Raw genomic sequence first — 22,621 nt, 5'->3', positions numbered from 1 at the left:
CATCACACGTCCACGCGAACTGATCGGAGATCAGAGATGAACGAGCACGTCGCACGGAGGCTGGACAGACGAGGGTTCCTGACGGCAGCAGGCGCCACCGCGGTGGGCGCCGCGCTGGCGGCGGCCGGCGGGCAGGCCTTCGCGGCCGCCCGCCCCTCGGCGGCGACCGCCGCCGCGGGCTTCGCCGTACCGGTCGACACCGTCCGGCACACCCGGACGTGGATGGCGTGGCCCGACAGCTCCGCCATCTGGGGCCGCAAGCTCTCGGGCGTGCAGGCGAACATCGCGCTCATCGCGAAGACCATCGCGAAGTACGAGCCGGTGGTCATGTGCGCCAACTCCGGGAGCGTGTCGCAGGCGAAGAGCGCCTGCGGTACGGCGGTGACGGTGATCGGCTCGATCCCGGTGGACGACTGCTGGATGCGCGACAGCGGCCCGGTGTTCCGTACCAACGGGGCGGGCGGTCTGGACGCGGTCGGCCTGAACTTCAACGGCTGGGGCAACCAGCAGACCCACGCCAAGGACTCCCTGGTCGCCGGCCGGGTCGCCGCCTACACCGGAGTGCCCTTCAGCACCGCGGGGTTCACCGGCGAGGGCGGCGCGGTGGAGGCGGACGGCGCCGGGACGCTCATGGCCACCCGCAGCTCCCTCATCAACCCGGACCGCAACCCCGACAGGACCCAGGCCCAGTTGGAGGCGGCCATGTGCGCCGCCTTCGGCGCCTCCAAGGTCATCTGGTTCAAGGGCGTCCTCGGCCGGGACATCACCGACGACCACGTCGACGCCACGTCCCGGTTCCTCGCGGCGGGGCACGGGATGGTGCAGATGCCGCTCGCGAGCGACAACGACGCCTGGTCGAACGACGCGCGCCGGCAGTTCCAGATCCTGTCCACCAGCACGAACGCCCAGGGCAACCCGATCGCGGTCACCAGGCTGCAGGGCCCCGACTACAACAGGATCCGCTCCACCAGCCCCGACTTCGTGGCCTCGTACGTCAACTACTACGTGTGCAACGGCGCCGTCATCTCGTCGCAGTTCGGCCACGCCACCGCGGACGCCGCGGCCAAGCTCACCCTCCAGCGGGCCTTCCCGGGCCGGGTGGTCGTGCAGCTCAACACCGACAGCCTCGGCGCGGGCGGCGGCGGCATCCACTGCGTGACCCAGCAGCAGCCGGTCGCCTAGCCGGTCGCCTAGCCGCTCCCCCACACGTCCGGTCGCCCACACGTCCGGTCGCCCGCTGCCCGCGGGGGCCGGACCGTCCTACGGGGCTACGTCGTCCCAGGCCATCGCGCTCATCCGCCACCCCTCGGGCGTCCGGACGTACTGGGTGGTCTTGTGGCCGGATCCCTCGAACCACGCGCCGTCGAGGTATCCGGACTTGCGGTACTCGCTGAACCGGTGCGCGATCGAACCGAAGACCTCGGTCCGCTCGGCGACCTCCCATTCGCGGAACTCCGTCAGCGTCCCGTCGGTGAGGATCTTCTCCCGCGGCTCGATGAAACCGTCGAGGTCGTAGATCACGGGCTCGGCCCCGATGTTCTTGATGATCATCCCTTGGGGGATGAACACCGTGCGGACGGCGCCCAGATCCGGCCGCCCGCCTCCGGCGTTGGTGAACGCGCCGAGGAAGACGCTCATCAACCGGTCCAGCTCGGCCTTGACTTCGGACACGCGTACCCTCCCGAGGGCGAAGATTCCCGGCCGATCTTCGCCTACCCCCCGGCACGAGGGCAATGGCCGGGACGTTCCCGCCACCTTGCCGGTGCGGCCCCCCGTCCGCGTGCCGTACGGGCCCGGGCGCGAGGGCGCGTTCTACTGGCAGGCGCGGACACCCCGCCCCTCGTCAGGAGGCCCCATGAGCACCACCCCCGACGGTCCGCCCGCCGCCCCCACGGGCTCGTACGCACCGACCGAGCGGACGATCCCCGGCAGGATGCGGCAGTGGGCGTCCTACGGCCGGAACCTGGTCCACTCGATCCTCGACGAGGCCTATGTGTGCCACCTGGGCTTCGTCCGCGACGGCAGGCCCGTGGTCCTGCCCACCCTCTACGCCCGGGTCGGCGAGCACCTCTACCTGCACGGCTCGGTGGACTCCCGGCCCATGCGCCTGGCCGAGGCCGACTCGGAACGGCCGGAGGGGGACGGCGCCGGGCTGAACGTCTGCGTGACCGTCACCCACCTGGACGGGCTGATCCTGGGCCGGTCCGCCTTCCGGCACTCCGTGAACTACCGCTCGGTCGTGGCCCACGGCGTCGCGCACCGGGTTGGAGATCCCGAGGAGAAGGGCCGGGCGCTGCGGGCGATCGTGGAGCACGTCGTCCCCGGCCGCTCCTCGGACACCCGCCCGCCGAGCGCGGAAGAACTCGGCGACGTCGCCGTACTGCGGCTGGACCTGAACGAGGTCTCCGCGAAGTCCCGCGTCGGCGGCCCCAACGACGAACCCCGGGACGCCGGCCTCCCCCACTGGTCGGGACAGGTCCCCCTGCTCCGGAGCTACGGCACGCCGGTCCCCGCCGAGGACATCACCCCGGGGGTGGATCTGCCCGACTACCTGAGGCGCCTGGTCCACCCCGCCGAGCCCGCCACCGGCTGAGGGTTCGGGTACGACGAAAGAGCCAGCCAAAGCGACGTGATGTCACTTTGACCGGCTCTGTCTGGTCGATCGACCTCTGTGTCCGAGGGGGGACTTGAACCCCCACGCCCGATAAAGGGCACTAGCACCTCAAGCTAGCGCGTCTGCCATTCCGCCACCCGGACTAGGTGGTCGGCCCCGGTTTCCCGCGGCGACATGGACAACAATAGCAAAGGTTCAGCGGGGTTCCGACCAGGTATTTCGCCCGGGCCGGGTCCGACGCGCCGCGCTGACCTGCGGGCATGTCCGGGGCCGGGCGCACGGGCCGGGTCGAGACGTCACGTCTCGCGGACGGGGGCGGCAGGGACGCGCCCGCCCGCCCACCGGCCGCCCTCGTGCTGCCGCGCCTCTCGGGCCGCCCGGCGACGCCCCGAGGGCTCCCGGATGCTGATACCCGCTGGACAGCGGTGCCCCGAGGCGATCGGATGGTCGCCGCATGTTTGAGTCCAGGGGGAATCACATATGGAATCCGAGCATCGCGTCACCACGCTGGAGCTCTTCTTCGACCTCGTCTTCGTCTTCACCATCACCCAGCTGACGGTGCTGCTCGCGGACGACCTCACCCTCCGCGGCGCCGGGCGGGTGCTGCTGATCTTCACGGTCCTGTTCTGGATGTACGGGGGCTACGCGTACCTGACCAACCAGGTGCCGCCCGACCGGCCCGTGCGCCGCTTGCTGCTCCTGCTCGCCATGGGGGCGTTCCTGGTGTGCGCCCTGGCCGTGCCGACGGCCTTCGGGGACGGCGGGGTCGCCTTCGGACTCGCCTACCTGGTCGTCGCGATCACGCACAGCGCGCTGTACAGCCAGGCCCACGGGCGCGGGGTGCTGTGGTTCGCGCTGCCGAACGCGCTGTCCGCGCTGTCGGTGACGGCCGCCGGGCTGTTCGACGGGGCGGCGGCCCTGGGCCTGTGGGCGCTGGCGCTGCTGTTCCAGTTCGTCACGCCCGCCATCTCGCGGCGGGCCGCGGCCTCCGGGCCCGACACGGCCGCGGGAACGACCGTGGAGGACCAGCTCGGCGGGTTCGGCGCCGCGCACTTCGTGGAGCGGCACGGGCTGCTGCTGATCATCGTATTCGGCGAGTCGATCATCGCGGTCGGCATCGGCGTGGGCTCGCTGCCGCTGACCTTCGGGATCGTCGTCGGCGCGTTCCTGACGCTGGCCGTCGGGGCAGCGCTGTGGTGGATGTACTTCGTGCGCGACGAGGGGCGCGCCGAGCAGGTCTTCGCGGGGTCTCCCCCGGACCGGCGTTTCAAGCTGGCACTGCGTGCGTACTACTACTGCTTCATCCCGATGCTGCTGGGCATCGCCGCCTTCTCGGCGGGCGTGAAGAAGAGCATCGGGCACCTGGACGAGCAGCTTCCGACCGGGCCCGCCCTCGCCCTCGCGGGCGGGGTCGCCTGCTATCTGGCCGGGGACGTCGCCTTCCGGCTGGTGCTGGGGATCCGGCCGGTACGGTTCCGCGCGCTCGCGGTGGTGCCCGTACTGGCGACCGCCGCGGCGGGCATGCGGCTCGGGGCGGTTTGGCAGCTGACCGCGCTGGTCCTGGTGCTCGTGGCCGCGCTGGCGGCGGAGTCCCGCGCCGCCGTCGCCGTCGCGGGCTCGACCGGGGCCGAGCCCGCGACGGAGACCGCCGCGGGCTCCGGCCAAGGCGTTACGGGCAGCGGATGACCTGGCCGGCGTAGGAGAGGTTGCCGCCGAAGCCGAAGAGGAGGACGGGCGCCCCGGAGGGGATCTCGCCGCGCTCGACCAGCTTGGACAGGGCCATCGGGATGGAGGCGGCCGAGGTGTTGCCGGAGTCGACGACATCGCGGGCGACGACGGCGTTGACGGCGCCGATCTTCGCGGCGAGCGGCTCGATGATCCGCAGGTTCGCCTGGTGGAGGACGACCGCGGCCAGGTCCTCGGGGGTGATCCCGGCCTTCTCGCAGACCTTGCGGGCGAGCGGGGGGAGCTGGCTGGTGGTCCAGCGGTAGACGGACTGGCCCTCCTGGGCGAAGACCGGCGGCGAGCCCTCGATGCGGACCGCGTTGCCCATCGAGGGGACCGAGCCCCACAGGACCGGGCCGATGCCGGGGTCCTCGCAGGCCTCGACCACGGCCGCGCCGGCGCCGTCGCCGGTCAGGACGCAGGTGGTGCGGTCGCTCCAGTCGGTGATCTCGGTCATCTTGTCGGCGCCGATGACCAGGGCCCGGGTGGCGGCGCCGGCCCGGATCGCGTGGTCGGCGGTGGCCAGGGCGTGGGTGAAGCCCGAGCAGACGACGTTGATGTCCATCACGGCGGGGCTGGAGCCCATCCCGAGCTTGGCCGCGACGCGGGCGGCCATGTTGGGAGAACGGTCGATCGCGGTGGACGTGGCGACGAGGACGAGGTCGATGTCGTCCGGGGTCAGACCGGCGCTCGCGAGTGCCTTGCCTGCGGCCTGGTAGGCCAGCTCGTCGACCGGCTCGTCGGGTCCGGCCATGTGCCGGGTCTTGATCCCGACGCGGGACCGGATCCACTCGTCGTTGGTGTCCACCATGGCGGCGAGGTCCTCGTTGGTGAGCACCTTCGAGGGCTGGTAGTGCCCTAGCGCCACCACGCGTGAACCGGTCATGGGCGGGGTCCCCCCTTGTAAGGCAGTCAGGATGTACCAGCTTCGCCTGCTACTCATGGGTACAAGGGCGCGTGACCCGACAGGATTCAGTGCCCGGAATTTGGAGCTTCCCGAGGGGCCTCCAGCCGGGGAAGGTGCCGAAGCGGATCCGGGAGAATGGGTGCTCCAGGCGTAGGACGAAGACAGAACGGGTGGACTGATCACATGGGACGGGTCACCGAACGCCGCCGCGTCGTCCGGATCCGGAACGGCGTCGCGGGGGCCCGGGCGGACACGCTGGTGGCCGAAGAGCCGCTGGAGATACGGCTGAACGGCAAGCCGCTGGCCATCACGATGCGCACCCCGGGTGACGATTTCGCGCTGGCCGTGGGATTCCTGGCCAGCGAGGGAGTGCTCGCCTCGGCGTCGGACGTCCGGGCCGTGACCTATTGCGAGGGCGCCGCCGAGGATGGAACGAACACCTACAACGTGGTGAACGTGCAGCTCGCCGCTGGAGTTCCGGTGCCGGACATCACGCTGGAGCGGAACGTCTACACCACCTCCTCGTGCGGCCTGTGCGGGAAGGCCAGCCTGGACGCGGTGCGCACCGCGACCCGGTTCCCCGGGCTCGCGGACGATCCCGTACGGGTGGGCGCGCGGGTCCTCGGGGAGCTGCCGGACCGGCTGCGCGCGGAGCAGAAGGTCTTCGAGCGCACGGGCGCCCTGCACGGCGCCGGGCTGTTCTCGGCGGGGGGCGAGCTGATCGACGTACGGGAGGACGTGGGCCGGCACAACGCGGTGGACAAGATCGTCGGGCGGGCGCTGCAAGCCGGGCGGCTGCCGCTGGCGGGCGCCGTCCTGCTGGTGTCGGGGCGGGCTTCCTTCGAGCTGGCGCAGAAGGCCGTGATGGCGGGCATCCCCGTGCTGGCGGCCGTATCCGCTCCGTCCTCGCTCGCGGTGGACCTGGCGCTGGAGTCGGGGCTGACCCTGGTCGGGTTCCTGCGGGGCGGGGACATGAACATCTACGCGGGCGAGGAGCGGATCGACCTGACGGCGTGAGCCGCGGGGCGTCAGCCGCCGTCCGGCGGCCGCGGGGGCGACGGGGGCCGTGGTCCGGCCCCCGCCCCTCCCCCGCACGGGTCACTTGTCGGCCATGACCCCCGCGCCGGTGTGCTCGGTGCCCGCCGGGGCCTCGATGGTCTGGCTGTACGCGTTGTCCTTCGACGCGGGCCGGACCTTCTCGGCGGCCACGTGCGGGGTGCCCTCCGGGGCCTCGACCGTGTGGCTGTAGGAGGAGGAGCCGCCGTCGGCGGCGCCACCGCCGTTGTCCGCGGCGTGGGCGGCCCCGCCGAGGGCGAGCGTGCCGAGCAGGGCGGCGGCGGAGACGGCGGCGATGCGCTTGTTGAGCTTCATGAGGGGCTCCCTGGTGGTTCGGGGTTGCTTGGCTGACACCCAGAAACTAAAAGAACCGGACATTTCCTCGCTCTAACGCTTTCCGCCCCCGCACCCCCTCCGCCCTTACGCCGCCCCGATCAGCGCTTGCGGCGGCCGCGGCGGGAGGCGGGCTCGGCCGGCTTCGGCTCCGGGGGGGCGATGCGGTGCAGGTCGAGCGTCACCGGGAGCGGGGTGGACCCGGGGCCGCCCGCTTCGGCCCAGGCGATGACCTCGTCGGTGGCGGTGTCGTCCAGGGCCCAGCCGAACCAGACCGCCCGGGCGCCCCGGCGGCGGGCCTCCGTGGTGGGCTGGACCACGATGACGTTGGCCTGCGCGCACGGGCCGAGGCAGTCGCTCGTACGGACGGCCAGGCGCCCGCCGGAGGCCGCCGCGGCCTCGCGCAGACGGGCCAGTTGTCCCGCGTGGTCGGTGCCGGGGTTCTTGCGGGGGTCGCCGCAGCAGCAGCCCCGGCAGACCACCAGGGTGCAGGGGCGCGGGGCGTGGGCGGAGAGCGGGCGTATCCAGGTCACCGCCGCACGTTACCGGGCCTGCGGGACCGGGTGTTGGGGGGCGTGCGAGACCTCCGCCACATGCCCGGCGGCGAGTTCGGGCTGCTCCGTGGCCTGCGGGGCGTGCGGGGCGTGCTGGTCCTGGGGAGCCTGCGGGTTCCGCGCGCGGCGGCGGGCCAGTACCGCGCAGACCATCAGCTGCATCTGGTGGAAGAGCATCAGCGGCAGCACGGCGAGGCTCGCCTGGGCACCGAACAGCACGCTGGCCATGGGGAGTCCGGCGGCCAGGCTCTTCTTCGATCCCGCGAACTGGATGGCGATCCGGTCCTCGCGGGTGAAGCCGAGGCGCTTGGCCCCGTACCAGGTGGCCGCCAGCATCACGGCGAGGATGACCGCCTCCACGGCCATCAGCCCGCCGAGGCGCGGGAGGCTGACCTGGTGCCAGATCCCGGCGACCATGCCCGCGCTGAAGGCGGTGTAGACGACGAGCAGGATCGAGCCGCGGTCGACGTAGCCGAGGACCTTCTTGTTGCGGACGAGGAAGCCGCCGACCCAGGGGCGCAGGGCCTGGCCGAGGAGGAAGGGCAGGAGGAGCTGCAGGACGATCTTCACCAGCGAGTCGGGGGAGAAGCCGCCCGCGCTGTTGCCGAGCAGGCCGGCCGCGAGGAGGGGGGTCAGGAAGATGCCGATGAGGCTGGAGAAGGAGCCCGCGCAGATCGCGGCGGGGACGTTGCCGCGGGCGATCGAGGTGAAGGCGATGGAGGACTGGATGGTGGAGGGGACCAGGCAGAGGAAGAGCAGGCCGCTGTAGAGGGGCGGCGTGAGGACGGTCGGGACCAGGGTGTGCGCGGCGAGGCCCAGGAGGGGGAAGAGCACGAAGGTGGAGGCGAGCACGGTGAGGTGGAGCCGCCAGTGGCGCATCCCGTCGAGGGCCTCGCGGGTGGAGAGCCGGGCGCCGTAGAGGAAGAAGAGCAGGGCCACCGCCGCGGTGGAGGCGGCCTCGGCCACGGAGGCGGCCGCGCCGCGGGCGGGCAGCAGGGCGGCGAGCCCGACGGTGGCGAGCAGACCCATGATGAACGGGTCCACGGGGAGCCAGGCGGGGAGGTGCGGGCGGCGCATGGGGTGCTCACTTGCTGGGTCGGCGGGAGGGCAGGACGGGACGGGGCAAGGCGGGACGGGACGGATTCCCTTTCATTCTCGGGGGCGGGACGGTGATCGGGAAACCCGTACACCGCTCTCACTGCCATCATGGAACGTGATGACCGGGAGTAGGCTGGGCGGTGTGTACGACCCCGTTCAGCTGCGCACCTTCCTCACCGTCGCCCAGACCCTGAGCTTCACGCAGGCCGCCGCCCGGCTCGGCGTCCGCCAGTCCACGGTCAGCCAGCACGTGCGCCGGCTGGAGGAGGCCACCGGCCGGCCCCTCTTCCTCCGCGACACGCACAGCGTGGAACTCACGGAGGACGGTGAGGCGCTGCTCGGCTTCGCCCGCTCGATCCTGGAGGCGCACGAGCGCGCGGCGGCCTTCTTCGCAGGAACCCGGATCCGGGGCCGGCTGCGCTTCGGCGCCTCGGAGGACTTCGTGCTGACCCGGCTGCCGGAGATCCTGGAGGCGTTCCGGCACGAGCACCCCGAGGTGGAACTGGAGCTGTCCGTGGAGCTCTCGGGAACCCTGCACGAGCGGCTGGACGCGGGACGGCTGGACCTCGTACTCGCCAAGCGGCGCGGGGACGGGGACGAGCGGGGCCGGCTGGTGTGGCGGGACCGGATGGTGTGGATCGGGGCGGAGGGGCTGCGGGTGGACCCGGACCGGCCCGTTCCGCTGATCGTCTTCCCGCCGCCGGGGATCACGCGGGCGCGGGCCCTGGACGTGTTGCAGGCGGACGGGCGGCCGTGGCGGATCGCCTGTACGAGCGGCAGCCTGAGCGGTCTGATCGCGGCGGCGCGGGCGGGGCTGGGCGTGATGGCCCATACCCGGGGGCTGATCCCGCCGGGACTGGTCCGGGTGGGCGGCCTGCCGGACCTCGGGACGGTGGAGTTCGCGCTCTTGCGGGGACCCCGCGGGTCCGCTGCCGCGGAGGCACTGGCCGCGGCGATCCTCTCGGGCGCCGACCGGCTGACGCGGGCCGCGTAGCCGGAGGCCGGGGCCGCTCGGCGGCTCGGCGGCTCGGCGGCTCGGCCGCCTGGCCGGGTTCCCCCGGCTTGCCTCCAGCTCGTGATCCGCCCCGGGAGCGGCTGCGGGGTGCCGCCGCACGGGGCGGAGTCCCCTCCCGCCCTTCCGCCGTTCCCCGGGCGCTGCCCGGACCCGGTCCGCAAACGCCGGACGGCTGAAAACAGTCACCGCCCGGGCACGCCGCTGGGGAGGTCTTGTGGAGGTCTCCCTTCCGTGATCACGTGCGGGGAGGGGTGGGATAGCGTCGCCGCGCCGTACGGAGAGGAGCGGGCCTTGCACGAGATCACCGTCCCACCGGTCGTCACGCGCTCACCCGTCGGAGGTCTGGCCGACGCCGTCTTCCTGCACGCACGCGAGGACCCCGGCCGGGTCGTGCTCGGCCGCAAGTCGGGCGGGGTCTGGGGGGACGTGACCTCCGGCGAGCTGGCCTCCGAGGTGCTCGGGCTCGCCAAGGGGCTGCTGGCGCAGGGCGTCCGCTTCGGGGACCGGGTCGCGATCATGTCCCGTACCCGGTACGAGTGGACGCTCTTCGACTTCGCCCTGTGGGCGATCGGCGCCCAGCCGGTCCCCGTCTATCCCTCGTCCTCCGCCGAGCAGGTGCACTGGATCCTCTACGACTCCGCGTGCACGGCCTGCGTGGTGGAGGACGAGGACCAGGCCATGACGGTCGGGTCGGTGATCGAGCGGCTGCCGATGCTGCGCCGGCTGTGGCAGCTGGACGCGGGCGCCGTGGACGGGCTCGTGCGGGACGGGCTCCAGGTCGCCGAGGACGTCGTGCACCGCCACCGCAGCGCCGTGACGCCCGACGCGACGGCGACCGTCATCTACACCTCGGGGACCACCGGCCGCCCCAAGGGCTGTGTGCTGACCCACGGCAATTTCATGTTCGAGGCCGACACGATGGTGACCCGCTGGGAGTCCGTCTTCCAGGCCGGGCCCGGTGAGCAGCCGTCGACCCTGCTGTTCCTGCCGCTCGCCCACGTCTTCGGGCGGATGGTGGAGGTGGCGGCCGTCCGCGCCCGGGTCAAGCTCGGGCACCAGCCGGTGCTGGCGGCGGCCGAACTGCTGCCGGACCTCGCCGCGTTCCGGCCGACGTTCGTGCTCGGGGTGCCGTACGTCTTCGAGAAGGTCTTCGCCGCCGCCCGCCGCAAAGCCGAGACCGAGGGCCGGACGGGCCCCTTCGACCGGGCGGTGGAAACGGCCGTGCGGTACGCGGAGGCGCGCGAGCAGAAGGCGTTCGGCGCCGGGCCCGGGCCCTCGGCGAAGCTGCGCATGGAGCACCAGCTCTTCGAGAAGCTGGTGTACGGAAAGGTCCGCGAGGCGTTGGGCGGCCGGGTGCGGCACGCCATGTCGGGCGGCTCCGCGATGTCGCGCCGGCTGGGGCTGTTCTTCGACGGCGCCGGGGTCACGGTCTTCGAGGGCTACGGGCTCACCGAGTCCTGCGCGGCGGCCACCGCGAACCCGCCCGGGGCCACCAAGTACGGCACCGTCGGACGGCCGATCCCCGGCGGTACGGTGCACATCGCCGAGGACGGGGAGATCTGGCTGCACGGCGCCCACGTCTTCTCCGGGTACCTGAACGATCCGCGGGCCACGGAGGCCGTCCTGCGGGACGGCTGGCTGGCGACGGGGGACCTGGGGCGTCTCGACCCGGACGGGTACCTCACGATCACGGGGCGCAAGAAGGAGATCCTGGTGACCTCCAACGGCAAGAGCGTCGCCCCGGCCGCCCTGGAGGAGCGGGTCCGCTCGCACCCGCTCGTCTCCCAGTGCGTCCTGGTGGGCAACGACCGGCCGTACATCGCGGCCCTGCTCACCCTGGACCCGGAGGGGGTCGCGCACTGGATGGCGATGCGCGGCCGCCCGCAGATCCCGGCGTCGGACCTGGTGCTCGATCCCGATCTGACGGCGGAGGTCCGCCGGGCGGTGGTGGCGGCCAACACCCTGGTGTCCCAGGCCGAGTCGATCCGCACGTTCCGCGTCCTGGCCGAGCAGTTCACCGAGGAACGGGGGCTGCTGACGCCCTCGCTGAAGCTGAAGCGGCGGGCCATAGAGAAGGTCTACGCCAAGGAGGTGGCGGCCCTCTACCCGTCCTGACGGGCGCGCGGCGCCACGATCACATCAACGGTCCGAACCGTTACCTGACGGGCCGTCACTTTACTTGTCGTTGATATTGACGATGCGTCAGGTCGCGCACAGAATGCGGGGATTCCGACCGGAGGGGATCCACACATGTTGCGACCGATCCGCACCCTGGCCGCCGCGGCGGCGGCGCTCGCGCTCGTCTCCGCCTGCAACTCCGCCTCCAACGGCGCCTCCACCGACAAGCCGGGAGTAGCCGGCGGCAACTCCCGCGGGGTGAGCGCCGACTCGATCAAAGTCGGCGGCATCGTGTCGATGACCAGCGCCAGCGGCTACAGCAAGAAGGCCACCGACCTCGGGGCGAAGGCCCGCTACATGAGGGCCAACGCCGAGGGCGGGATCAACGGCCTCAAGATCGACTACATCGGCGCCGAGGACGACGGGCAGGACCCCGCCAAGAACCTGGCCGCGGCCCGCAAACTCGTCCAGCAGGACAAGGTCTTCGCGGTCTCCCCCATGAGCTCGGTCACCTTCACCGGCGCCGACTTCCTGGAGCAGGAGAAGGTACCCACCTTCGGCTGGGGCACGCTGCCCTCCTTCTGCGGACCCAAGTACATCTACGGGTTCAACGGCTGCCTCGTCCCCACCCCCGGCGGCACCATCAACCAGACCTGGCCCGAGGGCATCGGCCAGATCCTCGGCGGCGCCGCGGGCAAGTCGGTCGCGATCATCGCCAACGACAGCGACGCCGGAAAGTTCGGCGTGCGCACCTTCCAGCAGGGCTTCACCAGTGCCGGTTTCAAGGTCTCCTACGCCAAGGCCTCGGTGCCCGGCACCGCCGTGCCGAGCGACTGGTCGGCGTACGTCAAGGAGATCCTGGAGAGCAACGACGGCAAGGCCCCGGACGCGGTCGTCTCCGTCATGCAGACCCCCAACAACATCGGGCTGTTCACCTCGCTCAAGCGCAGCGGGTACAAGGGGCTGCTCTCCGACCCGACCGACTACGACCCGGGTCTGCTCGCCCAGGACGCCACCAAGCAGGCCCTCGACGGCGTGCACGTCCTGCTGCAGTTCGAGCCGTTCGAGTCGACGAACCCGAAGATGGCCCAGTTCAAGGCCGACATCAAGGCCGCGTCGGGCGGGCTTGAGGTGCCGCTCAACATGCACATGATGACCGGGTACATGTCGGCCGACCTGTTCGTGTCCATCGCGCAGAAGGCGGGCAAGGGCCTGACCGTCGAGTCCTTCCAGGCCGCCGCGCAGGGCTTCTCCGACACCGACACCCTCGTCGGCAACCGCGCGGAGCCCAAGGGCCAGAAGGACAGCTTCGGCTGCGGGGCGCTCGTGCAGCTGAAGAACGGCGCGTACGAGGTCTCCGTACCGTTCAAGTGCTACGAGCCCATCCCCTTCAAGTAGGGGTACGGGAAACAGCATGGGAGATCTGCTCGCCTTCGTACTGAGCGGTCTGGTGTCCGGCGCCCTGTACGCACTCCTGGCCACCGGGCTGGTGTTGTCGTACTCGGCGTCGGGGCTGTTCAACTTCGCGCACGGGGCCACCGCCTACCTGTGCGCGCTCACCTTCTACGAACTGCACTCCGGGCTCGGCTGGCCGGCCGTCCCGGCGGCGCTGCTGGTGGTCCTCGTCATCGCGCCCGGGATCGGGTGGGCGCTGGACCGGCTGATGTTCCGGCGGCTCGCGCAGGTCGGCGAGACGGCGCAGATCGTGGCCACCATCGGGCTGCTGGTGGCCCTGCCGGCGGCCGGGCTGTGGACGGTGGAGCTCCTGACCGACGCGGGAGCGCCGCTCAAGCCGGCGGAGAACCAGTTCGGGCTGCCGGGGGTGGGGCCGAGCCCCGCGAAGTCCTGGCAGCTCACCGCCGACGTGGGCATCGACTCCGACCAGCTGATCACCTGGGTGGCCACGGCCCTGGTGGCGGTCGGCCTGTGGGTGCTGATGCGGCACACGCGGCTGGGGCTGCGGCTGCGGGCCGCCGTCGACAACCGCTCGCTCACCGAGCTGCGCGGGATCGACGCCGACCGGCTGTCCTCGGTGGCGTGGATGATCGCCTCCGGGCTGGCCGGGCTGGCGGGGGTGCTGGCCACCCCGCTGCTGGGGCTGTCCGCGCACGATTTCACCCTGTTCCTGTTCGTGTCGGCCACCGCGGCCGTGATCGGGCGGTTCGCCTCCGTACCGCTCGCCTTCGCGGGCGGGCTGGGGCTCGGGGTGCTGCAGAACCTCGTCGTCGGCTACGCGTCCTTCGCCGACTCCATCACCGGGTTCAGGACGGCCGTGCCCTTCCTGATCCTCTTCGGCGGGCTGCTGGTGCTCACCCGGCGGGCCCGGGCCGCCGGCACCGCCGCGGTCGACGTGGCCTCGCCGGACCATCTGGCCGGAGCCGCGTGGGGACGGCGGTGGGGGGTGTGGGCCGCGGGCGCGGTACTGCTGGGCACGGCCTTCTACACCGTGACCACCCCCTTCTGGAGCGGGCTCCTCGCCCAAGGGCTCGCGCTGGCCCTGGTGTTCATGTCCTTCACCGTGGTCACCGGGCTCGGCGCGATGGTGTCCCTGGCCCAGGGCACCTTCGTGACCGGGGCCGCACTGGTGGCCGGACTGCTGATGAGCCGCGGGTGGCCGTTCATCGCGGCGCTGGCGGTCGGCACGTGCGCGGCCGCCCTCCTGGGAGCCCTGGTCGCCCTGCCCGCGCTACGGCTCGGCGGGCGCTCCCTGGCACTGGCGACGCTGGCCCTGGCCTTCCTGGCGGACCAGGTGCTCTTCCAGATGCGGTGGCTGCGCAACGGGGACTCGGGGTGGTCGATCCCGCGTCCCGTCATCGGGCCGGTGGACCTCTCCGACGACCGGGCACTGGGGTTGGCGCTGGTCCTCCTGGTCGCGGCGGTCGCCGCCGGGCTGAGCGCACTGCGGGGCTCCCCCTCGGGCCGGGCGATGCTCGCCGTACGGTCGGCTCCCGCGGCCGCGATGGCCTCCGGGGTGTCCGTGCTGCGGACGAAGCTGATGCTCTTCACGCTGTCGGCGGGGCTGGCCGGGTTCGGGGGCGTGATGTACGCCTCGTACAACACCCGCATCACCGCTACGGACTTCACGGCGATGACCGGGCTGGTGTGGCTGGCGGTGGTCGTGGCGGCGGGTGTACGGCGGCCGCAGTACGCGGTGGTGGCGGGGCTGGTCTTCGCGGTCGCTCCGCGGGTGATGGCGGACTACGTGACGGAGTCGGCGCACCTGCCGGTGATCCTTTTCGGCCTGGCGGGGTTGGCCTTGGCCAACGATCCCGATGGGTACTGCGCGGCGGTGCCGGTGCGGCTCGCGCGGCGGCGGGCGGCTTCCCTGGGCGGGGCCGTCGCCTTGGCCGGAGCCGGAGCCGTTCCCGCGGCACGGGTCGGTGGCGGAGCCGGGGTGGGCCCTGCGGGGCTCTCCCCCACCCCGCCCCTTCCCGAAACCGGGCTCCGCCCGGACCCTTCTGGGGCTCCGCCCCCGGACCCCCGCTCCTCAAGCGCCGGAGGGGCTGATCTCGCCGGGGGCTGGGGCAGCGCCCCAGTTTCGGGAAGGGGCGGGGTGGGGGACCTGCCGCCCGCAGGGCAAGCACCCGCAGCCGGGCTCACCCCGGCGCCACCGGCGGAGCCGTCCGCGGAGCCACCCGCGCTGGAGCTGCGCGGCGTTACCGCCGGGTACGACGGGGGGCTCGTGCTGCACGGCGTGGACCTCGTCGTCCGGCGCGGCGAGATCCTCGCCGTGCTCGGGCCCAACGGGGCCGGGAAGAGCACCGCCTGCCGGGTGGCGGCCGGAGCGCTGTCCCTCGTCGGCGGAACCGTCCTCGTGGGCGGGCGGGACGCCACCCGCGACGGCGCCGTGGGCCGCTCCCGGGCGGGAGTGCTGCTCGCGCCCGAGGGGCGGGGGATCTTCCCCTCGCTCAGCATCGAGGAGAACCTCGCCCTCTACCTGGGGGACGCGGACGAACGGGACGCCGTCTACGACCGGTTCCCCCGGCTGCGCGAGCGGCGCACCCTCTCCGCCGGGTCGTTGTCCGGCGGGGAACAGCAAATGCTGGCCCTCGCACCGCTGTTGCAGCGCCCGCCCGGAGTCCTGATCGCGGACGAACCCTCGCTCGGGCTCGCCCCGCGCGTGGTGGACGAGGTGTACGGGCTGCTCATGGAGCTCCGCGCCGCCGGGACCGCGCTGCTGCTGGTGGAGGAGAAGGCGGCCGAGATCCTCGGGATCGCCGACACCGTCGCCTACCTCTCGCAGGGCCGGGTCTCCTGGTGCGGCCCGCGCTCCGAGGTGGAGGCGGACCTGCTGACCGAGGCCTACCTGGGGATGGCGACATGAGCACGGGCGAGTACGTCTTGGAGGCTCGCGGCGTCAGTGTCCGGTTCGGCGGGGTCAAGGCGCTGACGGGCGTGGACCTCGGGATCCGGGCCGGCGAGGTGTGCGGGCTGATCGGTCCGAACGGGGCCGGGAAGACCACCCTGTTCGACGTCCTGTCCGGGATCCGGCGGCCCGACCAGGGCCGGATGCTGCTCGACGGGGTGGACGTGACCCGGCGCTCCCCCGTCTGGCGGGCCCGGCACGGGATGCGCCGGACCTTTCAGCGCCAGCAGTTGTTCGGGCAGCTCAGCGTGGCCGACAACGTCCTCGTCGCGCAGGAGTGGCGGGGCGGGGGCGGCGGTTTCGCCGCCGATCTGGTCGCCTCGCCCACCCGGCGCCGCCGGGAGCGCGAGCGGCGGGAGCGAGCCGCCCGGGTGCTGGCCGACTGCGGCATCGGCGCGCTCGGGGACTCGTACGCCGGCGGTCTGCCGGTGGGCCGGGCCCGGATGGTGGAGCTGGCCCGCGCCGTGGCCGATCCGCCCCGGGTGCTGCTCCTGGACGAGCCGGCGTCGGGCATGTCCGCGCCCGAGCGCGAGCAGCTCGCGGCGGTCGTGCGCCGGCTCGCCGAGGAGGAGGGCTGCGCGGTGCTGCTGGTCGAGCACAACGTCGCCTTCGTGATGGACCTCTGCACCCGGGTGGTCGTCCTGGACCTGGGCACCGTGCTCGCCGAGGGCACGGCCGCCGAGGTACGGGCCAACGCGCTGGTCCGGGAGGCCTACCTGGGGGCGTAGCGCCGCGTGGCCTGTTCCCGCCGTGCGGATTCACCCGTACGGCGGGAATAGGCCACGCCGGGGCCCGGTTGTCGCCGGTCGTACGGGCCTGCGTCCCCGCATCCGTACCGCCCGTCAGCACCCGCACCAGCGACGACCAGAGGGAACGACCGACGTGAATCAGGTCCCCGGCATCAAGCTCAACAACGGCACGCTCATGCCCCAGCTCGGCTTCGGCGTCTGGCAGGTTCCGGACGCCGAGGCGGAGCAGGCCGTCCGGACCGCACTGGAGGCGGGCTACCGGAGCATCGACACGGCCGCCGTCTACGGCAACGAGGAGGGCACCGGCAAGGCCATCGCCTCCGCCGGGGTGCCGCGCGAGGAGCTCTTCGTCACCACCAAGCTGTGGAACGGGAAGTCCGAGACCTGGGGCCGGGACAACGTGCTGCGCGAGTTCGACGCCTCGCTCGCCAAGCTGGGCCTCGACGAGATCGACCTGTACCTGATCCACTGGCCGCGCCCGATGCGCGACGACTTCCTCGCCATCTGGAAGACCTTCGAGGAGATCGCGCGGAGCGGCCGCGCCAAGGCCGTCGGCGTGTCCAACTTCCGCCCCGCCGACCTGGAGCGGCTCGGCGCCGAGAGCTCCCTGGTGCCGGCCGTGAACCAGATCGAGCTGCACCCGCTGCTCCCCCAGACCGAGCTGCGCGCCCTCCACGCGCGCCTGGGCATCGCCACCGAGGCCTGGTCCCCGCTCGGCCAGGGCAAGGGCCTGCTCACCCTGCCCGCCGTCACCGCGATCGCCGCCAAGCACGGCCGCTCGGCCGCGCAGGTGGTCCTGCGCTGGCACCTCCAGCTGGGCAACGTCGTGATCCCGAAGTCCGTGACCCCGGCGCGGATCCGGGAAAACCTGGACGTCTTCGGCTTCGAGCTGGAGGCCGACGACGTGGCCGCGCTGGACGCGCTCGGCGCGGGTGGGGCGGGCCGCCGGATCGGTCCCGACCCGGCCGAGTTCGACTTCTGAGCCGCGGATGACAGGCACCGAGGCGCCCGACGGCGTGTACCTGATCCGCAATGCCGCGAGCGGGCTGCTGCTCCAGGTCGAGAGCGGCAACCGGGTCCGCGTCGGGCCGGACGGCGAGCCGGCCGCGGCCCGGCGGTGGGAGATCACCCCGGTGCACAGCGGCGGCGGGATCTTCCACGTGGTCAGCGTCCACAACGGCAAGCGGCTCGATGTCGCGAACGCGTCGACCGAGAGCGGCACCCGGGTCCAGGTGTGGAAGGCGAACGCCTTCGGGGCGCAGGAGTGGGTCGTGGAGGAGCACCTCGACGACCCCGGCGTGGTCTCGCTGATCGCCGCCATCAGTGGTCTGCCGCTGGAGGCGGACGCGGAGGGCGGGGCCCGGCAGTGCGAGGACACCGACTCCCCGGCGCAGTGGTGGCGGCTGGAGCCCGCCTGAGGACGGGCGGGGGCAGCCGGCGGTCGCCCGGCCGCCCCCCGCACCGCCCATCAGTCCCGATGGTCCCGTCAGTCCCGTCAGTCCCCCGTCAGCCGCGTACGAAGCCGCGCAGCCGGTACGTCGGCTCCGCGCGCGGGGTGTCCGGTCCGGGCAGGAGTTCCAGCCGGTCCGCGAGCTCGCGCGGGGTGATCCCGCGCGGGTGGACCCGGGAGGCGTACCGCCCGGCGAGCAGCGCGGTGGCGGCCCCGCTCGGGGTGCGGCCCTGGCCGTGGCCGGTGAAGAGGGCTTCGCCGGCGGGGTGCAGGCCCGCCGCGGCCGCGTGGCCGGTCACGGCCTGGGCGGAGTCGGCGGGGGTGGCGGTGAGGTGCTCGGCGAGCACCGCGTCGATGTCGCTGCCGACGTCGTGGGCGGCGTCCTTGTCGACGGTGGTGACGAACACCCCGCCGGGCCGCAGCACCCGCCCGGCCTCGGCGATCACGGCGGCCACCAGGCCCGGTGAGCGCAGCAGGTGCAGCAGCCAGACCGCACTGACCGCGTCGAGCGAACCCGAGCGGAAGGGGAGCCGGGTCCCGGAGGCGAGGACCACCGGGATCCCCCGGGAGCGCGCCATGACGGCCATCCCGTACGAGGTGTCCGCGCCGAGCACGCGCGGCCCCGGGCGGGCGGCGGCGATACGGGTGGTGACGATGCCCGTGCCGCAGCCGAGGTCGAGCAGGGTGGCGGTGATCGGCGGGAGCAGGCCGAGGACCGCCGCCGCCGCGGCCTCGGCGCGCGGCGCCCCGCCGCGGGTGGCGTCGTAGGCCTCGGCTTCGGCGTCGTAGTCAAGGAGCGGTCTCGGCAGGGGCAAGGGCATCGGCGGTGCTCCCGGCATCAGGCGGCGCCGTGGGCGGGGGCCAGGGATTCGACGCGCTCGGCGAGGGTGAAGTCGGCGTCGGTGACGGCGTCCCCGGCGTCGTGCGTGTTCACGGAGAGGCGGACGGTGTTGTAGCCGAGGGTGAGGTCGGAGTGGTGGTTCAACTCCTCCTGGACGCTGGCGATATGACTGACCAGCGCGCTCGCCGCGAAGTGGCTGCCCAGCCGGTAGGTACGGATGATCCGGTCGTCCTCGAAGGCCCAGCCGGGGAGTTCCCGCAGCCGGTCCTCGATCTCCTTCTGCGAAAGCGGCTCTCTCGACACCCGCAGACTCCTTCCCCGTAGACGATGTAGACGATGTAGACGACGTACACGCCGCACACGACTGCCCGATTGACCTGACGTGGAGTCAAGGTTCCCACAGCCCGGGCCGGAGGGAAGGTTTCGCGCCATAGTGCGTGCGGGTGCTTCCGCGCCTTCCGTGACCACCGCGCCACGCCTATGCTCCTGCGCCGGACGTGACTGTTACCACCGGTAATACCACCCGGTGACACCGCCGGACGTCGACGGCATCGAGGGAGCATCATTGTGACGCGCACAGGGAATTCCAGGCGCACCTTCATCGCGGGGGCCGCCGCCACCGCGGGCGCGTTATCGGCCGCCGGGAGCCTCCCGGCCGAGGCCGCGACCGGACCCGCCGCCACCGATCCCGCCACGGCACCGGACGCGCGCCGCGTGGCCGTCCTCGGCGGCGGGGTCGCCGGCCTCACCGCCGCGCACGAACTGGCTGAACGCGGCTACGCCGTCACCGTGTACGAGCGCCGGGCGCTCGGCGGCAAGGCCCGCAGCATGGACGTCCCCGGCAGCGCCCGGGGCGGCCGCCGCCCGCTCCCCGCCGAGCACGGATTCCGCTTCATCCCGGGGATCTACCACAACCTGCCGGACACGATGCGGCGCATCCCCTTCCCCGGCAACGCCAACGGCGTCTGGGACAACCTGGTCGCCCCGCGCGAGATGATGTTCGCCCGGGCGGCCGGCCGCGAGGACCTGCGCGCGCCCATCCCCTGGCCGGAGCACTCCCCCGCCGAGCTGACCCCCGACGAGCTGCGCCGGGCCCTCACCGGCATCCTCCAGTCGCTGGTCCGCCTCCCGCTCCACGAGACCGCCTACTTCGCCGACCGCGCCCTGGTCTTCCTCACGAGCTGCGACGAGCGGCGCGACGGGCAGTGGGAGCGCACCCCGTGGTGGGAGTTCACCCGGGCCGCGCGGATGTCGAGCGAGTACCAGCGGATCCTCGCGATCGGCGTCACCCGCAACATCGTGGCCACCAAGGCCGAGGAGGCCTCGACCCGCACCGTCGGCACGCTCGGCGAGGCCTTCGTCTTCAACCTGCTGGGACGCGGCGCCGACGGCCCGCCGGACCGGATCCTGAACCTGCCCACCAACGAGGCGTGGATCGACCCCTGGGAGACCCATCTGCGCGCTCTGGGCGTGGAGTTCAGGATCGGCTGGACGGTGCGCGAGGTCCGGTACGGGGGCGGCCGCGTGAGCGGGGTCCTCGTCGAGGACCCCGCCGGAGCGGTGCGGACCGTCACCGCCGACCACTACGTCAGCGCGCTGCCCGTCGAGCACGCCCGCCCCACCTGGAGTCCGGCGCTGCGCGCGGCCGATCCGATGCTCGGGCGGTGCGACCTGCTGCGGACCGACTGGATGACCGGCATCCAGTTCTACCTCACCGAGCGCGCACCCCTCGTACACGGCCACCTCAACTGCATCGACTCGCCCTGGTCGTTGACGGCGATCCAGCAGGCCGAGCACTGGCCGTCGCGCAACTTCCCCGCCGACTACGGGGACGGCGCGGCCGTGGACTGCCTGTCGGTGGACATCTCCGAGTGGGACAAGCCGGGGATCCTCTACGGGAAGACGGCCAAGCAGTGCACCCGCGAGGAGGTCGCCCGCGAGGTGTGGGCGCAGCTGAAGGCCTCGCTCAACGACACCGGGAAGACCCTGCTGTCGGACGGAAAGCTGCACTCGTGGTTCCTGGACCCGGGGGTGGACGGGATCGGCACGCCGCATCCGACCAACGAGGACCAGCTGCTGATCCACCCGACCGGAACCTTCCACAACCGGCCGAGCGCGGACACCCGGATCCCGAACTTCTTCCTCAGCGGGGACTACGTGTCCGTCGACATCGACCTGGCGACGATGGAGGGGGCCAACGCGTCGGCCCGGGCGGCGGTCAACTCCCTACTGGACAAGGACGGTTCACAGTCACCCAGGTGCACGGTGCGGAAGCTTTACCGGGCCCCGGAGGTGGAGTCCCTGAAGCGGCACGACCAGTGGCGCTACCGTCTGGGCCTGCGGAACGTCTTCGACCTGGGGTGACCCGGCCGCGGTCCCGGCTGGGCTAACGTCGGGGGATGACGACTGCTGTGCCCTTGACGGTAGGCACCCTGCTGCGCACCTGGCGGGAGCGGCGCGGACTGAGCCAGTTGGAGCTGGCGGGCCGCGCCGACTCCTCCTCCCGGCACATCAGCTTCGTGGAGACGGGCCGGTCCCGGCCGAGCGAGGAGATGGTGCTGCGGCTCGCCGACCGGCTGGACGTCCCAGTACGGGACCGCAACGCCCTTCTGCTGGCGGCGGGTTACGCGCCCCGGTACGCCCACACCCCGCTGGACGACCCCTCCATGGCGGTGCTGCGCGAGGGGCTGGAGCGGCTGCTGACCGGCTACGAACCGTACCCGGCACTGGTGGTGGACGCCGCGTACGACGTGGTGGCCGCCAACCGGGGCATCATGATGCTGATGGCGGGACTGCCGGAGCACCTGCTGGCCGGCCCCCTCAACGCGATGCGGCTGACCCTGCACCCGGAGGGCCTCGCCCCGCGGATCCACAACTTCCGCGAGTGGCGCGGACACCTGCTGGCCCAGATGGAGCGGCAGATCGCGCTGGCCCGTTCGGCGCCGCTGCGCGCGCTGTACGAGGAGGTGGCGGCCTATCCGATACCCGCGGGGGCGGAGGGGCCGGGCGGGGGCGGGCCACACGAGGACGGGCCGGACGGGCCGGACGGGCCGGACGGGATCGTCGCGTACCTCGCGCTCCCCCTGCGGATCGAACACGACGGGCACCTGCTCTCCTTCGTGTCCTCCATCTCCACCTTCAACACCCCCATGGACGTGACGGTCGCCGAGCTGGCCATCGAGACCCTCCTGCCGGCCGACCCGGCGACGGTGAAGTACCTGCGGTCACTGTCGCCCTGAGCCCGCGCGCAGCGCGAGCTGCTGGAGGAGGGCGAAGGAGGCGACGGTGAGCGCCTGCGCCGGGATCCACACCGCCCCGGCGGTGGTGGGCGTGAACCAGACGACGAGGGCGACGAGGCTGAGCGCCGCCCAGGCGTAGTTGGTTTCGATGACGAGCCGGACGGGGAAGACCGGGGGCTGCCGGCGCGAGGCCAGCAGGCCGACGCCGGCCCCGTAGAGCACCAGGAGCACCCCGAGCCCCAGCAGCAGCCCCTGTCCGACGCCGAGCAGCCGGCCGAGGGGTGCGGAGAAGGCGGCGTAGGCGAGCCCGTTCCCGGTGGTGACGACGGAGTCGAGGGCGAGGAACCGGCGCAGCGCGTCCTGCGGGACGGCGGTACGGGCTACGGCGGTGAGCAGGGTTGCGGACATGGTGGATCAGCCTCCGTCGAGGGTCGAATGCGCTGGTGGAGTACGGATGACCCGGGCCCCGGAGCCGAGTGCGCGACCCCGGAACCCGATGGCTCCACTGTGCCGCCGGAGCCCCCGCCCGGTCGATTACCTCCCAGGTAACGGCCGT

The 22,621-nt window shown here is 72.7% G+C and carries 21 protein-coding genes and 1 tRNA gene; 13 read left to right on the top strand and 9 right to left on the bottom strand.

The features are described from left to right. Window positions 1-36: 36 nt before the first annotated feature. Complete coding sequence (locus AC061S_RS09760; RefSeq protein WP_478685449.1) at window positions 37-1,182, top strand: agmatine deiminase family protein; 1,146 nt, start codon at window positions 37-39, stop codon at window positions 1,180-1,182. Between the two features lie 78 nt (window positions 1,183-1,260). Here AC061S_RS09760 and AC061S_RS09755 read toward each other — a convergent pair whose 3' ends face one another. Beyond that, the gene (locus AC061S_RS09755; RefSeq protein ID WP_478685448.1) at window positions 1,261-1,671 is read right to left on the bottom strand and encodes a DUF4440 domain-containing protein; all 411 of its coding nucleotides are present in this window, start codon (window positions 1,669-1,671) and stop codon (window positions 1,261-1,263) included. Window positions 1,672-1,855: 184 nt separating this feature from the next. Here AC061S_RS09755 and AC061S_RS09750 point away from each other — a divergent pair, with 184 nt between their 5' ends. Next, window positions 1,856-2,593 (top strand): pyridoxamine 5'-phosphate oxidase family protein, encoded by a 738-nt coding sequence (locus tag AC061S_RS09750; protein WP_478685447.1) that lies wholly within the window; start codon window positions 1,856-1,858, stop codon window positions 2,591-2,593. A gap of 79 nt (window positions 2,594-2,672) precedes the next feature. Here AC061S_RS09750 and AC061S_RS09745 read toward each other — a convergent pair. Further along, window positions 2,673-2,757 (bottom strand) — tRNA-Leu (locus AC061S_RS09745). Between the two features lie 337 nt (window positions 2,758-3,094). Between AC061S_RS09745 and AC061S_RS09740 the strand changes: the two genes are divergently transcribed. Beyond that, window positions 3,095-4,300 (top strand): low temperature requirement protein A, encoded by a 1,206-nt coding sequence (locus tag AC061S_RS09740; protein WP_478685446.1) that lies wholly within the window; start codon window positions 3,095-3,097, stop codon window positions 4,298-4,300. Here the strand turns inward: AC061S_RS09740 and AC061S_RS09735 are convergent. Further along, complete coding sequence (locus tag AC061S_RS09735; RefSeq protein WP_478685445.1) at window positions 4,284-5,225, bottom strand: beta-ketoacyl-ACP synthase III; 942 nt, start codon at window positions 5,223-5,225, stop codon at window positions 4,284-4,286. The genes AC061S_RS09740 and AC061S_RS09735 overlap by 17 nt on opposite strands. A gap of 204 nt (window positions 5,226-5,429) precedes the next feature. On the opposite strand from AC061S_RS09735, the gene fdhD reads away from it, so the two are divergent. After that, window positions 5,430-6,263: a formate dehydrogenase accessory sulfurtransferase FdhD gene (fdhD, locus tag AC061S_RS09730; protein WP_478685444.1), complete on the top strand. Its 834-nt coding sequence runs from the start codon at window positions 5,430-5,432 to the stop codon at window positions 6,261-6,263. Between the two features lie 81 nt (window positions 6,264-6,344). On the opposite strand, the gene AC061S_RS09725 is transcribed toward fdhD, so the two are convergent. From AC061S_RS09725 to AC061S_RS09715, 3 genes are all read right to left on the bottom strand, one after another. Further along, on the bottom strand, window positions 6,345-6,617 hold the full coding sequence (locus tag AC061S_RS09725) for a hypothetical protein (protein ID WP_478685443.1): 273 nt from the start codon (window positions 6,615-6,617) through the stop codon (window positions 6,345-6,347). Between the two features lie 119 nt (window positions 6,618-6,736). Then, window positions 6,737-7,168 carry a (2Fe-2S) ferredoxin domain-containing protein gene (locus tag AC061S_RS09720; protein WP_478685442.1) on the bottom strand — a complete coding sequence of 144 codons (432 nt, stop codon included), beginning with the start codon at window positions 7,166-7,168 and terminating at the stop codon, window positions 6,737-6,739. Between the two features lie 9 nt (window positions 7,169-7,177). After that, the gene (locus tag AC061S_RS09715; protein ID WP_478685441.1) at window positions 7,178-8,266 is read right to left on the bottom strand and encodes a bile acid:sodium symporter family protein; all 1,089 of its coding nucleotides are present in this window, start codon (window positions 8,264-8,266) and stop codon (window positions 7,178-7,180) included. Window positions 8,267-8,429: 163 nt separating this feature from the next. On the opposite strand from AC061S_RS09715, the gene AC061S_RS09710 reads away from it, so the two are divergent. The 7 genes from AC061S_RS09710 to AC061S_RS09680 all read left to right on the top strand — a co-directional run bounded on the left by AC061S_RS09710 (window position 8,430) and on the right by AC061S_RS09680 (window position 17,953). Next, window positions 8,430-9,281, top strand: a complete 852-nt coding sequence (locus tag AC061S_RS09710) for a LysR substrate-binding domain-containing protein (protein WP_478685440.1) — start codon at window positions 8,430-8,432, stop codon at window positions 9,279-9,281. Between the two features lie 312 nt (window positions 9,282-9,593). Continuing rightward, window positions 9,594-11,417, top strand: a complete 1,824-nt coding sequence (locus AC061S_RS09705; RefSeq protein WP_478685439.1) for an AMP-dependent synthetase/ligase — start codon at window positions 9,594-9,596, stop codon at window positions 11,415-11,417. Between the two features lie 135 nt (window positions 11,418-11,552). Next, window positions 11,553-12,818: an ABC transporter substrate-binding protein gene (locus AC061S_RS09700; protein ID WP_478685438.1), complete on the top strand. Its 1,266-nt coding sequence runs from the start codon at window positions 11,553-11,555 to the stop codon at window positions 12,816-12,818. A gap of 16 nt (window positions 12,819-12,834) precedes the next feature. Then, on the top strand, window positions 12,835-15,744 hold the full coding sequence (locus tag AC061S_RS09695) for an ABC transporter permease subunit (protein ID WP_478685437.1): 2,910 nt from the start codon (window positions 12,835-12,837) through the stop codon (window positions 15,742-15,744). Beyond that, window positions 15,741-16,514 (top strand): ABC transporter ATP-binding protein, encoded by a 774-nt coding sequence (locus tag AC061S_RS09690; RefSeq protein WP_478685436.1) that lies wholly within the window; start codon window positions 15,741-15,743, stop codon window positions 16,512-16,514. The genes AC061S_RS09695 and AC061S_RS09690 overlap by 4 nt, the downstream gene beginning before the upstream one ends. Before the next feature lie 154 nt (window positions 16,515-16,668). After that, complete coding sequence (locus AC061S_RS09685; protein ID WP_478685435.1) at window positions 16,669-17,517, top strand: aldo/keto reductase; 849 nt, start codon at window positions 16,669-16,671, stop codon at window positions 17,515-17,517. Window positions 17,518-17,524: 7 nt separating this feature from the next. Then, window positions 17,525-17,953 carry an RICIN domain-containing protein gene (locus tag AC061S_RS09680; RefSeq protein WP_478685434.1) on the top strand — a complete coding sequence of 143 codons (429 nt, stop codon included), beginning with the start codon at window positions 17,525-17,527 and terminating at the stop codon, window positions 17,951-17,953. Window positions 17,954-18,041: 88 nt separating this feature from the next. Here AC061S_RS09680 and AC061S_RS09675 read toward each other — a convergent pair whose 3' ends face one another. Next, window positions 18,042-18,806 carry a class I SAM-dependent methyltransferase gene (locus AC061S_RS09675; RefSeq protein ID WP_478685433.1) on the bottom strand — a complete coding sequence of 255 codons (765 nt, stop codon included), beginning with the start codon at window positions 18,804-18,806 and terminating at the stop codon, window positions 18,042-18,044. 17 nt (window positions 18,807-18,823) lie between these two features. Beyond that, entirely contained in the window at window positions 18,824-19,129 is a 306-nt protein-coding gene (locus tag AC061S_RS09670; protein WP_478685432.1) for a 4a-hydroxytetrahydrobiopterin dehydratase, read from the bottom strand. Between the two features lie 264 nt (window positions 19,130-19,393). Between AC061S_RS09670 and AC061S_RS09665 the strand changes: the two genes are divergently transcribed. Both AC061S_RS09665 and AC061S_RS09660 read left to right on the top strand, forming a co-directional pair. Then, window positions 19,394-21,190 carry a hydroxysqualene dehydroxylase gene (locus AC061S_RS09665; protein ID WP_478685431.1) on the top strand — a complete coding sequence of 599 codons (1,797 nt, stop codon included), beginning with the start codon at window positions 19,394-19,396 and terminating at the stop codon, window positions 21,188-21,190. Between the two features lie 35 nt (window positions 21,191-21,225). Then, entirely contained in the window at window positions 21,226-22,065 is an 840-nt protein-coding gene (locus AC061S_RS09660; RefSeq protein ID WP_478685430.1) for a helix-turn-helix domain-containing protein, read from the top strand. Here AC061S_RS09660 and AC061S_RS09655 read toward each other — a convergent pair. Then, window positions 22,051-22,473, bottom strand: a complete 423-nt coding sequence (locus AC061S_RS09655; protein ID WP_478685429.1) for a hypothetical protein — start codon at window positions 22,471-22,473, stop codon at window positions 22,051-22,053. The genes AC061S_RS09660 and AC061S_RS09655 overlap by 15 nt on opposite strands. Window positions 22,474-22,621 lie beyond the last annotated feature (148 nt).

Source organism: Streptomyces sp. CA189, from assembly GCF_056428985.1.
This window is presented reverse-complemented; position numbering and strand designations above follow the sequence as displayed.